Source organism: Corynebacterium marambiense (assembly GCF_016342275.1).
Classification (GTDB): Bacteria; Actinomycetota; Actinomycetes; order Mycobacteriales; family Mycobacteriaceae; genus Corynebacterium; species Corynebacterium marambiense.
In genome coordinates this window covers 110,612-125,356 of the sequence record NZ_JAEIOT010000008.1, presented here as the reverse complement: position 1 = coordinate 125,356, position 14,745 = coordinate 110,612, and the positions used below count along the sequence as shown (strand labels likewise).

Annotated in this window: 14 protein-coding genes; 4 read left to right on the top strand and 10 right to left on the bottom strand. The window is 65.6% G+C overall.

Annotated features, from left to right (window positions below):
* The first annotated feature begins 78 nt into the window (after positions 1-78).
* A complete protein-coding gene (locus JDV76_RS09100; RefSeq protein WP_198736578.1) occupies positions 79-300 on the top strand; it encodes a DUF3073 domain-containing protein in 222 nt (73 codons plus the stop codon).
* A gap of 218 nt (positions 301-518) precedes the next feature.
* Here JDV76_RS09100 and purM read toward each other — a convergent pair whose 3' ends face one another.
* The 3 genes from purM to JDV76_RS09085 form a co-directional block, all read right to left on the bottom strand.
* Positions 519-1,583 carry a phosphoribosylformylglycinamidine cyclo-ligase gene (purM, locus tag JDV76_RS09095; protein ID WP_198736577.1) on the bottom strand — a complete coding sequence of 355 codons (1,065 nt, stop codon included), beginning with the start codon at positions 1,581-1,583 and terminating at the stop codon, positions 519-521.
* A 143-nt stretch (positions 1,584-1,726) separates the two neighbouring features.
* Positions 1,727-3,244, bottom strand: a complete 1,518-nt coding sequence (purF, locus tag JDV76_RS09090) for an amidophosphoribosyltransferase (RefSeq protein WP_198736614.1) — start codon at positions 3,242-3,244, stop codon at positions 1,727-1,729.
* Between the two features lie 87 nt (positions 3,245-3,331).
* Positions 3,332-3,739 (bottom strand): sterol carrier family protein, encoded by a 408-nt coding sequence (locus JDV76_RS09085; protein ID WP_198736576.1) that lies wholly within the window; start codon positions 3,737-3,739, stop codon positions 3,332-3,334.
* A 255-nt stretch (positions 3,740-3,994) separates the two neighbouring features.
* Between JDV76_RS09085 and JDV76_RS09080 the strand changes: the two genes are divergently transcribed.
* On the top strand, positions 3,995-4,960 hold the full coding sequence (locus JDV76_RS09080) for an acyl-CoA thioesterase (protein WP_198736575.1): 966 nt from the start codon (positions 3,995-3,997) through the stop codon (positions 4,958-4,960).
* A gap of 19 nt (positions 4,961-4,979) precedes the next feature.
* Here the strand turns inward: JDV76_RS09080 and trhA are convergent, their stop codons facing one another.
* Together trhA and JDV76_RS09070 are read right to left on the bottom strand one after the other, a co-directional pair.
* A complete protein-coding gene (gene trhA, locus JDV76_RS09075; protein ID WP_198736613.1) occupies positions 4,980-5,663 on the bottom strand; it encodes a PAQR family membrane homeostasis protein TrhA in 684 nt (227 codons plus the stop codon).
* Positions 5,664-5,927: 264 nt separating this feature from the next.
* Entirely contained in the window at positions 5,928-6,638 is a 711-nt protein-coding gene (locus JDV76_RS09070; protein ID WP_198736574.1) for a DUF2334 domain-containing protein, read from the bottom strand.
* 144 nt (positions 6,639-6,782) lie between these two features.
* Between JDV76_RS09070 and JDV76_RS09065 the strand changes: the two genes are divergently transcribed.
* The gene (locus tag JDV76_RS09065; RefSeq protein ID WP_198736573.1) at positions 6,783-7,070 is read left to right on the top strand and encodes a hypothetical protein; all 288 of its coding nucleotides are present in this window, start codon (positions 6,783-6,785) and stop codon (positions 7,068-7,070) included.
* On the opposite strand, the gene JDV76_RS09060 is transcribed toward JDV76_RS09065, so the two are convergent.
* The 5 genes from JDV76_RS09060 to purS form a co-directional block, all read right to left on the bottom strand.
* Positions 7,067-8,380, bottom strand: coding sequence for a DUF2254 domain-containing protein (locus JDV76_RS09060; protein ID WP_198736572.1), 1,314 nt, complete (start codon positions 8,378-8,380; stop codon positions 7,067-7,069). The genes JDV76_RS09065 and JDV76_RS09060 overlap by 4 nt on opposite strands.
* A 51-nt stretch (positions 8,381-8,431) precedes the next feature.
* The gene (locus tag JDV76_RS09055; RefSeq protein WP_198736571.1) at positions 8,432-8,941 is read right to left on the bottom strand and encodes a hypothetical protein; all 510 of its coding nucleotides are present in this window, start codon (positions 8,939-8,941) and stop codon (positions 8,432-8,434) included.
* Positions 8,942-9,216: 275 nt separating this feature from the next.
* Positions 9,217-11,550 carry a phosphoribosylformylglycinamidine synthase subunit PurL gene (gene purL, locus JDV76_RS09050; RefSeq protein ID WP_198736570.1) on the bottom strand — a complete coding sequence of 778 codons (2,334 nt, stop codon included), beginning with the start codon at positions 11,548-11,550 and terminating at the stop codon, positions 9,217-9,219.
* 37 nt (positions 11,551-11,587) lie between these two features.
* A complete protein-coding gene (gene purQ, locus JDV76_RS09045; RefSeq protein ID WP_198736612.1) occupies positions 11,588-12,259 on the bottom strand; it encodes a phosphoribosylformylglycinamidine synthase subunit PurQ in 672 nt (223 codons plus the stop codon).
* Between the two features lie 5 nt (positions 12,260-12,264).
* Entirely contained in the window at positions 12,265-12,504 is a 240-nt protein-coding gene (gene purS, locus JDV76_RS09040) for a phosphoribosylformylglycinamidine synthase subunit PurS (RefSeq protein WP_198736569.1), read from the bottom strand.
* Between the two features lie 761 nt (positions 12,505-13,265).
* Here purS and JDV76_RS09035 point away from each other — a divergent pair.
* Positions 13,266-14,657, top strand: coding sequence for an RCC1 domain-containing protein (locus tag JDV76_RS09035; protein WP_198736568.1), 1,392 nt, complete (start codon positions 13,266-13,268; stop codon positions 14,655-14,657).
* Positions 14,658-14,745 lie beyond the last annotated feature (88 nt).

Below are 14,745 nucleotides of genomic sequence, written 5' to 3'. Positions count from 1 at the left end.
CAGGAATACACTGAACTAGAAACACGCCCTGGGGCGACGCATTCGCGTGCGCCCCGATCACTCCAAGGGGGTCAGACCATGGGTCGCGGCCGTGCCAAGGCAAAACAAGCCAAGGTTGCTCGTCAACTGAAGTACAACATCCCGGACATGGACCTGGATTCGCTCCAGCGCGAACTGTCCGGTCGGGATGAGGGGAGCCACCACTCCGAGGAGGACCGACCCGAAGATCCGTACGACCAGTGGGCCGACTGGTCCGAGGACGACGGCGCTGACGATGACAGCGCCTCCCGATGGCGCTGATCGGGTGACGCGGGACCACCCCGGTGGTCCCCTCTTCTTTTCCGCCCTCCCGACACCGGTAGGTGCCGCGGAGGGCGGAATCGATCAATTCATGCCTCGGCTGTGGACACCCCGCTCTCTGAACGAGCGGGGACTCCCCGCGTGGGCGAGAACGGGCGCCCCGGTTCTCTCAACAGGGAATGAAGACACGGGGCGCCCGTTTTCTTTCGCGCGCGGGTCTACTGGTGACTGCCCCTGAGAATCACCGCGTCGGTCTCCCCCTCGCCGCGGGAGCGGACGGTGCCGAGCTCCCAGCAGTCGATGTGCCGGGCAGTGAGCACCGCCAGCGCGCGGTCGCGGTCCTGCGGGGCCACGACCGCAACCATTCCGACGCCCATGTTGAAGGTCTTCTCCATCTCGTCCTGCGATACCTTGCCGAGATCCGCGATGGTGCGGAAGATCTGCGGCGGAGCCCACGTTCCGCGGGACAACTCGGCGGTCAGCCCTTCGGGGATGACACGGGCGAGGTTGCCCGCCAGTCCGCCACCGGTGACGTGGCAGAAGGTGTGCACGTCGCATTCCGCGGCGAGGGCCAGGCAGTCCCGTGCATAGATACGGGTGGGTTCCAGTAGTTCCTCGCCCAGGGTGCGGCCCAGTTCTTCGATGTGTCCGTCAAGCGGGAGTGCGGCCTTCTCTAGCAGGACGTGGCGCGCCAGGGAGTATCCGTTGGAGTGCAGGCCGGAGGAGGCCATTGCGATGACGACGTCACCGGTGCGTACTCGCTCCGGGCCGAGGACCCGGTCGGCCTCGACGACACCGACGGCGGTCGCGGAGACATCGTAGTGTCCGGGTTCCATCACGCCGGGATGCTCCGCGGTCTCACCCCCGAGTAGGGCACATCCGGCTTGGACACAGCCCTCGGCGATGCCGGAGACGATCTCGGCGACGTGTTCCGGGACGACCTTGCCGATCGCGATGTAATCCTGGAGGAACAGCGGTTCAGCTCCACAGACAACCAGATCGTCGACGCACATGGCGACGAGGTCGATGCCGATGGTGTCGTGGACGTCCATCGCCTGAGCTACAGCGAGCTTGGTGCCCACGCCGTCCGATCCGGCGGCGAGGAGGGGGTTCTCATACTTACCGAGGGCGAACAGCCCGGCGAAACCGCCGATTCCTCCGCGGACTTCGGGCCGGGTGGCTCGACGGGCCAGCGGGGCGATGAGCTCCACCGCCCGGTCTCCGGCGGCGATGTCGACACCGGCTGCGGCATAGGAGGCGCCTTGCTCGTCGTGTGGGCTCATGGTGCGTCGTCTTCTCCTGGGATAGGTACGTACTCGGTGGAAGTGTGTGGAAGCGGGCGGTGCCCGAAGCCGTCGTCCGGCTGGACGCGCATCACCGTTCCGGAGCCGATCGTAGAGGACCCGGCCCCGGGTGGGGGCACGGATCAGTTCAACGCCGGTTCCCCCGCGGGGTTCTGCAGTCGGCGGACCAGCTCCGCGTTGGGGTTCCCTTCGGGCATGCCGAGCGGATAGTGGCCGTCAAAGCAGGCACAGCAGAGCTGGGTGTAGTCCTGTCTGGAGGCCTCCACCATGCGTTCGACGGAGACATACCCGAGGGAATCCGCCCCGATCGCGGTGCGCACCGCGTCGATCATCTGTTTCTCGTTGTCGCCCTCGACACAGTTTGCGAGGAGCTCACCCGGACTGGCGAAATCGATGCCGTAGAAACAGGGCCACTTGACGGGTGGGGACGCGATCCGAACGTGGACCTCACGGGCACCGGCCTCTCGCAGCATCCGGATCAGCGCACGCTGGGTATTGCCGCGCACGATGGAGTCGTCGACGACGACGAGCGAACGTCCCGCGATCACCTCGCGCAGGGGGTTGAGCTTGAGCCGGATGCCGAGCTGCCGGATCGTCTGGGAGGGCTGGATGAAGGTTCGCCCGACGTAGGCGTTCTTCATCAATCCTTGGGCAAACGGGATGCCGGATGCTTCTGCGTACCCGACCGCAGCCGGCGTACCGGATTCGGGAACGGGCATGACGATGTCCGCACCGTCGGCGGGATGATCGGCGGCCAGCAGTCGACCGATCTCGACCCGGGTGGCGTTGACGTTGCGGCCCCGGATCGTGGAGTCGGGGCGGGCGAGGTAGACGTACTCGAACACGCAGCCCTTGTGATTCACCGGGGCAAAGTGTTCACTGCGGACACCAGAAGCATCGATGGTGATCATCTCACCGGGTTCGATGTCACGGACGAAGGAAGCACCGACGATGTCAAGTGCCGCGGTCTCGCTGGCGACGACCCAGCCGTTGTCGAGGCGTCCCAGGGAGAGCGGCCGTACCCCGTTGCGGTCGCGGGCCGCGTAGAGGGTGTTGCCGTCGGTGAAGACGAGGCAGAAGGCACCCTCAATACGAGGGAGGAGTTCCCGCGCGGAGTCGAGCATGGTGCGTCCCGAGCCGATGCGGTACGCGAGCAGCGCGGTCATCACATCGGAGTCACTCGGCGCGGTCTCAGGGTTGACGAGCTTCTTCGCCGCGGCCTCATCGAGGAGCTGGAGATAGTTGACGATGTTCCCGTTGTGACCGAGGGCCACGTCCGTGTCATCCGGGGCCATGCGGAACATCGGTTGGGCATTCTCCCAGCAGGCGCCGCCCGCCGTGGAGTAGCGGGTGTGCCCGATCGCCAGATCACCCTTGAGTGCCGCGAGGGACTGCTCGTCGAAAACCTGGGACACGAGTCCGAGGTCCTTGAACACGACGATCTGGTCGCCGTCACCGACGGCGATACCCGCGGCCTCCTGGCCGCGGTGCTGGAGCGCGTAGAGACCGTAGTAGGTGAGTTTCGCGACGTCCTCGCCGGGCGCCCACACGCCGAATACACCGCATTCCTCGCGGGGTGGATTCTCCCCGTGGTCATCGAGATCGACCCTGCGGTTTCCACTGGGCCGCTCATCTGTCATCTCCGGCTTTTCACTGACTGCCACATCGCATCATGGTAGCCGTCGCGAGGTACAACCCCCAATAACCGGGGGCGTCGGGACCGCTGCTCATTCCCCCGGCCGGGACAGGTGAAGCACCGGGAGCCACCGGGCGATCTCGTCGGCCCTGGTTCCCGAGACCTCGATACCGGGAGTGCCACGCAGATCATCGAGGGCGACCAGGCCGCAGGCGAGCCGGAGCCAGCTGTGCGGATCGCACTCGACCACGTTCGGCGGGGTGCCGCGTGTGTGCCGGAGTCCCTCGACGCACTGTACCGCGACGAACGGCGGGACCCGGACCTCGACGCTCTTGCCCGGCGCGTCTGCGGCCAAGGCCCGGGCGGTGAGCCGGACGGCGTCCGCGAGGGCTGTCCGGGGCGGGCGGGCGACTCCGTACTCGGGATCGTCACTGCGGATCCAATCGGCGCAGGCGGCGACGGCCGCGTGGACTGCTGCTGGGTCGGGAGCCTTGGTCATGGTCCCCGACTCTAGCCCGCGGGAGGTTCTGCGTCCCGTGGAGTGCCCGTTCCCGCCCGCTTCGGGTCTTTCCCTGTCGCGAAAATTCCGCATCCCGTGGGGTATCCACCACCGGTTCCCGGCAACCGCCGGGCGGTGGGCAGGATGAATGTCCCGGTCGGGCCGGCCAACGGAACGACATTCCCACCGAACAGCGTTGGTTGGCTAGAGTTCAGATAGCTCACCAGTCACCCGATCCGAGGACGAACACACCCCATGCCGAACCCCTCCCCCGCTGTCACGCTCCGTTTCATGGCCAGCCCCACGGATATCCTCACCGCCGGTGCGCACGGTGTGGACGGCGGCCGGGTCCTGGAGTGGATCGACAAGGCCGCCTACGCATGTGCGACCGCATGGTCCGGTGCCTACTGCGTGACCGCGTATGTCGGGCACATCCACTTCGCCCGTCCGATCCCCTCCGGCCACATGGTCGAGGTTCGCTCCCGGATCGCGATGACGGGCCGGAGTTCGATGCACATCATCAACGAGGTGTTCTCCGCGGATCCCCGCGAGGGTGTCTACACCCGGGCCTGTGACTGCCTGGTCATCTTCGTCGCGCGGGATGCGTCGACCGGACGGTCGCAGAAGGTCCCGGAGTTCGTGCCCGGCACGGAGCACGAGAAGCAGGTGCATGCCGCGGCGTTGTCCCGCATCGAGCTGCGTAAGGCCATCGAGGAGGAGATGACCAAGCAGACCTACGACGGTCCGAGTGAGGCCCCGCGAATGATCACCCGCTTCCTGGCGAAGCCGACGGACGTGAACTGGGGCGGCAAGGTGCACGGCGGCACCGCGATGGAGTGGATCAACGAGTCGGCGACCGCCTGCACGATGGAGTGGTCGGGTGAGTACACCGTCGCCGTTTACGCCGGGGGTATCCGGTTCTACCGCCCGATCAACATTGGTGATCTCATCGAGGTGGACACCCGATTGATGCGTACCGACGCACGTTCCATGCAGACGTCGGTGCATCTGCGTGCCGGTTCACCGCGCGGAGGCCGGGACAAGCTCGAAACGGCGATCCACGCCACGGTAACCTACATCGGAGTCGACATCGACGGCAGTCCCCTGCCTGCACGGCAGTTCACGCCGCGCACGATAGAGGACATCCAGCTCTCCGAACACGCGGCGACGCTCCGGGAGTTGCGGGCGAGGTATCGCCCGCTACCGCTCATCAAGCGCTGAGGCCACGGTGTTCCCGGCCCTAGGGTGCGGCCTGGGTGACGACGATCCATACGGCGACGAGGTGCGTGGTCGCGGCGATGACGGTAGCTAGGTGGAACCACTCGTGGTACCCCATCCACCGCGCCTCACGCCCCGGCCACTGGAAGGCGTAGATCAGCGCACCGATGGTGTAGACGAGTCCGCCGGCGAACAGCAGCCACACCACCGCGGCACCCGCGTCGACCCACAGCTGCGGGATGACCGGAACGATCAGCCACCCGAGGGCGAGATAGACCAGGACTCCAAGCCACCGCGGATGGTGGATCCAGGCGAGGTTCATCACGACGGAGACACCCGCGCCGCCCCAGGCGACAGCGAGCACCCACCTGGCCGTCTCCGGAGGAAGAGCGATCAGGCAGAACGGGGTGTACGTCGCGGCGATGAACACCGCAATCGTGGAGTGGTCGGCGCGGCGCCACCAGAGGACGGTAGAAGCCCGTTTCCAGGGGACCAGATGATAGGCGGCAGAGACGCCGAAGAGGATGACGACGCCGACGGCGTAGACCATCACGCCGAGCGCCTGCCACCATGGCAGTCGGATCCAGGAGTAGGTGGCGAGGACGGAACCCGAGAACACGGCGAGGATCGCCGCGAAAAAGTGGATCCAGCCCCGGCTACCCGGTCGGGGCCCCCGGTCCGTGCGCCAGACGGTGCGTACAATCATCCCGTCCGCCCTGACGGAGGCGGTGTTCTGCTCAATGATCTGTTCTTCGGTGATGATCTGTTCTTCGGTGGTGCTGTTCTCCGCGTGCAATCTGGAACGTCGTCCGCCCCCGTGCATGTGAGTGCTCCTCGTGTTCGTCGCGTCATCGTATCCAGGAAACGGCACCCCTTGTCCCGGAAATACTCCGGTCTCCCGAAAGGTATCGATCCGGGATCAACGCTACGCTGACCGGACCGACGTGCGCCAGACATGCTGTTCCGGGGCTCAGATCATCGACCCGTCCGCCAGAACATCCGAGATCCGGTTCGCGGGAGTGTAGCCGGCGTCGAGCGCGGCGTACACGACGCTGAGCAGACTGTCCCGGACAGCGTCCTCCGCCACTCTGCAGGCAGCGGTGGACAACCGGATGCTGTGCCCGGTGTTTATCTGACGTGCGCCGACCTTCCGGACGCTTCTGCGCCACCACCGCGCGGCACCAAACCCCTCGCCGAACGCGAGAACGGGCACCGCTGCGACGGCTCCGGTCCGCAGATCCTGTACCCCATTGAGATCGGAGAGAACGGTGAAGCCGAGTTCCGGGAGGACACTCCGGGTTCCATCGGACAGGATCCACTTGGGGGGAGAGAAGACATCGGTCGTCAGATCCATCGCGGCCATCTGGCGACACGCGGCGGTCAGCCGGAGCCGGGCCTCGTGGGCAGGGAGCTCAGCGAACTCCGACCGGCGTCCCCGGACGGACTCATCGAATCCGGCGAGCACGATCTCCGCCCCCGCTTCACGGCAGCCATGGATGAACTCGAGCACGTCCGGATGTCTGCGCAGCGCCCAGTCGCGGGAACAGTGCGGGGCAACCCGCAACGCCGGTCGCACACCGTGCGGGGTGAGCTCGGACATCAGTGCCCGGGCATACTCAAGGTTCTCCGACCGGAGGGAAGAAAGCGACAGGGAAAGCAGCGGCCGGTTCATGTCGGTCATCGTCGCACACCCGCATGAATCCTGGGTGAGACCGGAATGAACAACGCGTTCTCTTTTCCCACCGCTCCGCATCCAGCAGGGCGGTGGTGGGTTATAGTCGGCCCCGACCGGAAAGCAGGACCACACCGATACGGGGACGGCACGATGACGCAGACAACCTACGCGATGAGCTTGCTGCGGGATGCCGGGGGCCTCGGGTTCTCCGGTCTCGTCCTGATGCTGGTGTTCATCGCGATGCCGGTGACGGCAGTCCGTCTGGAGCTGCGGCGCAACTCTGACCCGTTCCGACTGATCCTGGTCTTCTCTCTGGTCACCCTGCTACCGGGTCTCGGTTTTCTGACCTGGTATGTGATCTACCGGCGGGAGCAGCTGCGGGATCTCCGGGATGCCGCGGCTGCCGGGAAGGACAGCGACGTCGGGAACGCCGACTAGTCCCCGAGGCTCTCCACACCGCGGGCGCGGTGGGCGCAGGCTTTCTGCGCACGCCGGTAGCGCAGCCGGATGTCGTCGAGGTCCCCAGAGTTCGCCACGGTCCGCTGGGCGTCGGCCCACACCAGATCAGCGTGCCGTCTCAGATGGTCCAAACGTTTCCGGTCGGTGACGATCCCCGCAACATCCCCCAATCGGTCGAGCAACCGGATGTAGACCGCGGTACAGCCGGACGCGTTCTGCCGGAGTTGGTGGAACATCGTGTCGATGAGGCCCTTGAACGTGGTGACCGCGAACTCGACACGCAGCATGTCGTCCCGGGTGATGACGCCCCGGGGCAGTTCGCGGTTCTCCAGGCGGGCGAGCGACTCCGCGAACCGGTCAATGACGCCCATTGCCGTGAACGGGTCGTTCGTGCCGGGACTGAGCGCCCGGACCCCGACCTCAAGGAGTTGGTTCACCGCGAACTCGAGGTCCTGCGAATCATCCCGGTTCGCACCGAGCAGCAGGCAGTCCGTGATCCCGTCCGGGACCCCTTCCCCGTGCACCACCCGGGCTATCTCTGATCCGGTGAGAAGATAGTCTCCCGGCCGGACGAGCAGCTGCACCACACAGTCATTCTCCTCGGCGATGTCCGCGAGCCGAGGGTAGTCGACCTGCTGGACGTACCCGCAGCGGTCGGTGACCACCGCCGTCGCGTCGTCAAAGAATCCGTCCGCGGCACGGGAGACGTCGCCCTGTTCCTCGGCGACGTCCGTCCCCCTCTCGAGCGCCCGGGACAGATCCCCGGTGAGGAGATTGACCACCCGCGTCATGTTGATGGACTGGGCCATGTGGTTGATGTAGTACACGAGGAATCCGACGCACAGCGCGACGTAGACCATAGCCACACTGACGTTGTAGTGCGGGATGAACACGGTGTCCCCGGTGCCCGCGGACACCGCCCGCAGGCTGAACAGGGAGAACGCGAACGTGGCGAGGAAGATACCCAGGGTGGCCTGGATCCCGCGGTCCGCGAGGAAACTGTGCAGCAGCCTGGGTCCCATCGTGGAGATCACCGACGACAGTGCGGCGATGGTGATGGAGAACAGCGTGCCCGCCACGCCAATAGACATTCCCGTCATCGCCGACAGCAGACTCCGGGCACCTGATTCACCACCCGCGTACACGAATTCCAGGGACCCAGGGACACCGAGGTGACGCTCCAGCACGATCAGGGACTGCGCCAGCGCCACCGAGAACAGCACCATGACGGCGGGCAGGAACCAGAACAGGCCGAACGTACGGGCTAGGCGGTGCCGGAGGAAACTCATGGGGTGAGTGTATCGGCGGTCGCTCCTACCCATATCTTCAGTCTGAACCACCTACGGGGTCCTCACAAGCGACTCCACCTTCGGGTCATCTTTTTCCGGGTAAAACAGCTCAATCATGAGCTCGACGAGTGGATGGGACACGATGATGGCAAGGACAACAGCCAATCCCTTGACAGCGTCGGCGATATGAGGCTCCGACAGATAGATCCTCGCGATCGCATGAAAGCTATATAACAAGACAATTCCCGCAGCCAACGATTTGTTCACCTTGGACTTGACTACCGCCTCCCTGAATCTCTCCGGGTATGTCAGAGCCGCGGCAATGGCGATCAGGAGCGCACAGCACACGAGGATTCCGAAGTACCGGATCATTTGCAGGTCCGCTCTATTCCCCGGATCCGGCATGTTCTCAACCGAGTATGCTTCACCCCTGGGAAGAGTCCAGAGAATCAGACCGGCAAGCGTAACCACGTACAAGACGAACAGGTAAAAATGCTCCGGCAGCCCCATGTACCGCTGGACAAGCTTGTTCGACACACACCAAGTGACTTTCTTCCGCATGAACAACGAACCTCCAGATTTCAGGAGCACCGCGTAGCTGAGATCTCGCGGTGACTTAATCCATCGACACCTTGTCGACACCCACAACCTATACAGCAGACATGACACACCTCCTCTTGATTAGATCACATGTTCGATTCAGGAAGGGGTGTGTCAGCAACCTGGCTCTTCGGCCCCAGCCCCAGCGCTGTTCAGGCAGTCCAGAAGCGAAACAGCGGGCCGGAACCCGACGTGGTTCCGGCCCGCTGTTCAGTGCCTGAAATCGAATCCCGGGGCTACTCCACCACGGAGTTCGCTCCGACGGCGTGGCCGAAGACACCGGGCAGGGTGGCCTGCCAGGCCTCGCGCAGTTCGGTGACCGAGACCTCGAGGTCCACCCCACCGCTGACGCGGATGAGTGCGGCGTCGCCGAGTTCGGTGGTGGTGCCCAACTTCGTGAACGGAACACCCTTGACGCCGGCGCGACGCTCGAGTTCCTCGGCATCCTCCGGGGCACAGGCAACGAGGACGCGGGACGCGGACTCGGAGAACAGCGCCACGAAGGGATCGTCGTGAACGCCGGAGAGGTCGATGTCCAGGCCGATTCCGGTGTCCCGGCGGGCGGTCATAGCGAGTTCCGCCAGCCCCTGGGCGAGGCCGCCCTCGGAGAGGTCGTGCGCGGCGGTGATGACGGGTGTTTCGCCGCCGTCGACAGTCTGTGCGGAGAAGAGTTCCGCCAGCGCGGCCTCGTCGGCGAGATCCACGGTCGGGGGCATGCCGGCGAGCTGGTCGTGGTTGATCTGCTGCCAGATGGAACCGCCGAACTCGTCGCGGGTCTCGCCGAGGAGGTAGAGCACCTCGCCGCCGTCGACGGTGCCGAGCTCGTGCCCGATGCGGCGTTTCACGTCGTCGATGACGCCGAGGACGCCGACAACGGGGGTCGGGAGGATCGGCTCGGTGCCGGTCTGGTTGTAGAAGCTGACGTTGCCGCCGGAGACCGGGATGCCGAGTTCGACGCAGCCATCGGCCAGTCCGTGCACGGCCTCGCGGAACTGCCACATGACGTCCGGGTTTTCGGGGGAACCGAAGTTGAGGCAGTTCGTCACGGCGACGGGGCGGGCACCGGTGACGGCGACGTTGCGGTACGCCTCGGCGAGTGCGAGTCGGGCACCGGTCTCCGGGTCGAGCTTGGTGTAGCGCCCGGAGGCGTCCGCCGAGACGGCGACGCCGCGCCCGGTGGTCTCGTCGATGCGCAGCACGCCGGAGTCGGCGTTCCGGGCGAGCACCGTGTTGCCGCGGACGTAGCGGTCGTACTGCTCGGTAATGAAGGCCCGGGAGCACAGCGCCGGGGAGGAGATCATCCGCATCCAAGCGTCATGGATCGCGGCGGCGTCGGTGGGCTTGTCCACCTCGACGGGCCGCTGGAGGTCGTCCTGCCAGTCGGGGCGGGCGAAGGGGCGCTCGTAGACGGGGCCCTGGTGGGCGATGGTGTGTGCGGGGGCGTCGACGACGGTCTCCCCGCGGTGGGTGATCACGAGGTGGTCGTTGTCGGTGACCTCGCCGATCTCGGCGCAGGCGACGTCCCAGTGGGCGCAGATCTCGAGGAAGCGGTCGACGTTCTCGGGTGCGACGACCGCGCACATGCGTTCCTGCGACTCGGAGGCGAGGATCTCCGCTGCGGTCATGTTCTCGGCGCGCAGGGGCACGGCGTCGAGGTTGACGAGCATGCCGCCGTCGCCCGCGGCCGCGAGTTCACTGGTGGCGCAGGACAAGCCCGCGCCGCCGAGGTCCTGGATGCCGACGACGACACCGGCGCGGTAGAGGTCGAGGCAGCATTCGATGAGGACCTTCTCGGCGAAGGGGTCACCGACCTGCACGGCGGGGAGCTTGCGTTCGGCGCCCTCCTCGAAGGTGTCGGAGGCCAGTACGCTGACGCCGCCGATGCCGTCGAGGCCCGTGCGAGAGCCGAAGAGCATGACCTTGTTGCCCAGCCCGGAGGCGAAGGCGAGTTTGAGGTCCTCGGTCTTCAGGGTTCCCACACACAGGGCGTTGACGAGGGGGTTGCCGGCGTAGGAGGCGTCGAAGACGGTCTCGCCGCCGATGTTCGGCAGGCCGAGACAGTTGCCGTAGAAGCTGATGCCGTCGACGACACCGGGCAGGACACGGGCGGTGTCGGGGGCGTCGGCCGGGCCGAAGCGCAGCTGGTCCATGACGGCGATGGGGCGGGCACCCATGGCCATGATGTCGCGGACGATGCCGCCGACGCCGGTGGCCGCGCCCTGGTGGGGTTCGACGTAGGAGGGGTGGTTGTGGGATTCGACGCGGAAGGTGACGGCGTGGCCGTCTCCGATGTCGACGACGCCGGCGTTCTCCCCGATGCCGGCGAGGATCTTCGAGTTCATCTCGTCGGTGGTGGTCTCCCCGAAGTAGCGGAGGTGCACCTTCGAGGATTTGTAGGAGCAGTGTTCCGACCACATGACGGAGTACATGGCGAGCTCGGCGTCGGTGGGGCGACGGCCGAGGATCTCCCTGATCCGGGCGTACTCGTCGTCCTTGAGCCCGAGGCTGGCGTAGGGCTGTTCGGCGTTCGGGTCGGCGGTGGCGGCGTCGACGGTGTCGTTGAAAGTCATGGTGTTTTTCTCCGGTGTCCTTCTCGTGATGGCGCGGTCAGGCACCGATGTGGCTGATGGCGGACAGGAACAGTTCCAGGCCGTCGGTGGATGGCCCGGTGAGCTTCTCGACGGCGTGCTCCGGGTGCGGCATCAGGCCGACGACGCGACCGTCGGCGCTGCTGACGCCGGCGATGGCATTGACGGAGCCGTTGAAGTTGTCGGTGTAGCGGAACACCACGCGGCCCTCGTCCTCGAGCATCGTCACGGTCTCGGCGTCGGCCTGGAAGCGGCCCTCGCCGTGCTTGGCGGGAATAAGGATTCTCTGCCCCTGAGCCAGGGTGTTGGTCCACGCGGTGTCCGCGTTGGCGACCTCCAGATAGGTGTCCACGCAGTGGAAGTGCAGGCCCTCGTTGCGAGTCAGCGCCCCGGGGAGGAGGTGGGCCTCGGTGAGGATCTGGAAGCCGTTGCAGATCCCGAGCACCGGCATGCCCTTGTGCGCGGCGTCGATGACCGCACGCATGACCGGTGCCAGCGCGGAGATGGCACCGCTGCGCAGGTAGTCGCCGTAGGAGAATCCGCCGGGAACGACGACCGCGTCGACACCCTTCAGGTCCTCGTCGGCGTGCCAGAGTTCGTGAACCTCGGCGCCGGCGATGCGGGCCGCACGCGCGGCGTCCACGTCGTCGAGAGTGCCGGGGAAGGTGATGACACCGATTTTCGCGGTCACTGGGCTCACGCCTCCCCGCGGACGATGGTGAACGTCTCGATGACGGTGTTCGCCAGCAGGGTTTCCGCGAGGTGGTTCAGCTGCTCGTCGGTGACGGTGTCGTCCACCTCTAGTTCGAAGCGCTTGCCCTGACGGACGTCCGCGACGCCGTCGATTCCGATTCGTCCCAGGGCACGGTGTACGGCCTGTCCCTGCGGATCGAGGATCTCTGCCTTCGGCATCACATTCACAACTACACGGGCCACGGTGTGTCAGCTCCCTATTTCACTGGTGTCAGGGGTGGTTCCGGCCCACGCTCCGTGAGCCGACGGATAACGGCCTTAAGACTACCGGCTACCGGGGCGTTCACACAGCTGCCAGGGGGTGTGCCCGCCCGTTCGACGACCGCCGTTGTTCCCCTGAGTGCCGGTACGCACCGGAAGGCTCCCGCGGCCGCGGCATCACGCCGTGGGGCGGGCACCGTCTCCGAAAACCGGTGCCCCGAGCCGTGATCCGGTGACCGCGTAGGTGACCGCAACCGTTCGAGTTGACCCCGGAGAGTGAATTCACCTGACACAACTTCCCGGCACTCGTCCCGGGAACCATTTACCGGCTACCACTTCCCCATCACGCCCTCACCCAACTTGTTTCCACCCATACCGGGACAACCGACCCGGTATGGGGGAAACACAGGGATGACGGTCATCCCGCGGCCGCGGCACAACGCCCTCCCCTCCCCACTGAAGGTTTCCCGCTCTCCTCAGCACCGGCAGCTGCACGCCGGAGGGGTGATCGGAAGTGATTATTGATACGCCAATTGCAGGATTGATTGAAGCTTCAGAAGTGCCGCTATACCATGGCCGAAAATCATATAATTTCCCTCGGAAAAATCTGGGCATTGAGCCGAACCCCGCCTTGTCCACCTCGCGAACACCATTGAATTCGATGGTTTCACCGTCACACCGGTATCCGGACAATTCAGCCCCCCTTTCTCCGCCTGCCACGGCATCACCCCTCAGGAGCACACATGACAACCGTATCCAGATATCTCCTCATACTGATGGCGGCGCTCGCTCTCATCTGCGGGGTCACGCTGCACCCGCAGATGTCGGGTACCGCCGAGGCCCAGACCGCTGGCGTCGTGCTGGCGGGGCCGACCATTGCCACCGGCGGCTCGTACACCTGCGCGATCATCACTGACGGAACCGTCCAGTGCTGGGGGTACAACCGTTTCGGTCAGCTGGGCAACGGGACCACAGTCGACTCCGCAACGCCGATGACCGTCACCCGTCTCAGCGGGCCAGCCACCGCTCTCAGCACATCCGGAGGCCACACCTGCGTACTCATCGAGGACGGCTCAGTCGAGTGCTGGGGCATCAACTCGCACGGCGAGCTCGGCGCCAGACCCGGAAACCACTCGAGTACACCAGTGACGATCACCGGGCTCAGCGGGCCAGCCACCGCTGTCAGCGCAGGCGGGGGCCACACCTGCGTACTCATCAATGACGGTTCCGTACAGTGCTGGGGACGCAACGACGAAGGCCAGCTCGGCGATGGAACCACCAGGGACTCCACGAAACCGGTGACCGTCAGGGGACTCGGCGGCACAGCGGTCGCCGTCACTGCAGGTGGAAAACACACCTGTGCGCTGATCGACGGCGGCGACATCCGCTGCTGGGGCTCGAACTACAACGGTCAGTTGGGTAACGGGCGCGCCGACGACTCGACCCAACCGGTGAAGGTCAGGGGAATCCCGGGAACCGCTGTCACCGTCAGCGCGGGTTTCGGTCACACCTGTGCACTCATCAATGACGGTTCCGTGCGCTGCTGGGGGCACAACTACTACGCCGAATTGGGCGACGGCACGAAGAACGACTCCAACACCCCGGTAGCCGTCCGGAATCTCCGCAGACCGGCCACTAGTGTCGTCGCAGGTCCGACCGAGACCTGCGCCATCATCGGCGACGGTTCCGTGCAGTGCTGGGGACTGCACCTCTACAGCCTGGGGAATGGGACCGATCACTTCTCCCCGTCTCCGGTCACCGCAACACTGGTCAACGGCACCGCGACAGTAGTCACCACAAGCGGTGAAACCGAAGGCGGTTCCTGTGTACTGATGGACAGCGGTGAGGTTCAGTGCTGGGGCGCCAATCACAACGGCGCGCAGTCGACCGTGCCGGTGACCATCACCGGATTGGCCGGCCCCGTTCTGCAGCCTGGGACCGCACCGTCGCCGTCCGAGTCATCTCCGCCCCTGGCGGATCTCTCATCAATGCTGGATACATCGCCGTCGCGGGGTGGCACAGGGCTGATCGCGATTCTGACGATTCTCGGCGCATCAGCGGCCCTGGTCGGCTACCTGAACTCCACCGGATTGTTCCGTATTCCGGCGATCCAGCTGCCCCCACTTCCGCGTTAGGGGACCGAGAACCCAGCACGGCAGCACACGCCCGCGCTGCTGTGGGCACAGTTCACCGCTCAAATCCCCGATCATCCGCTGCCACGAT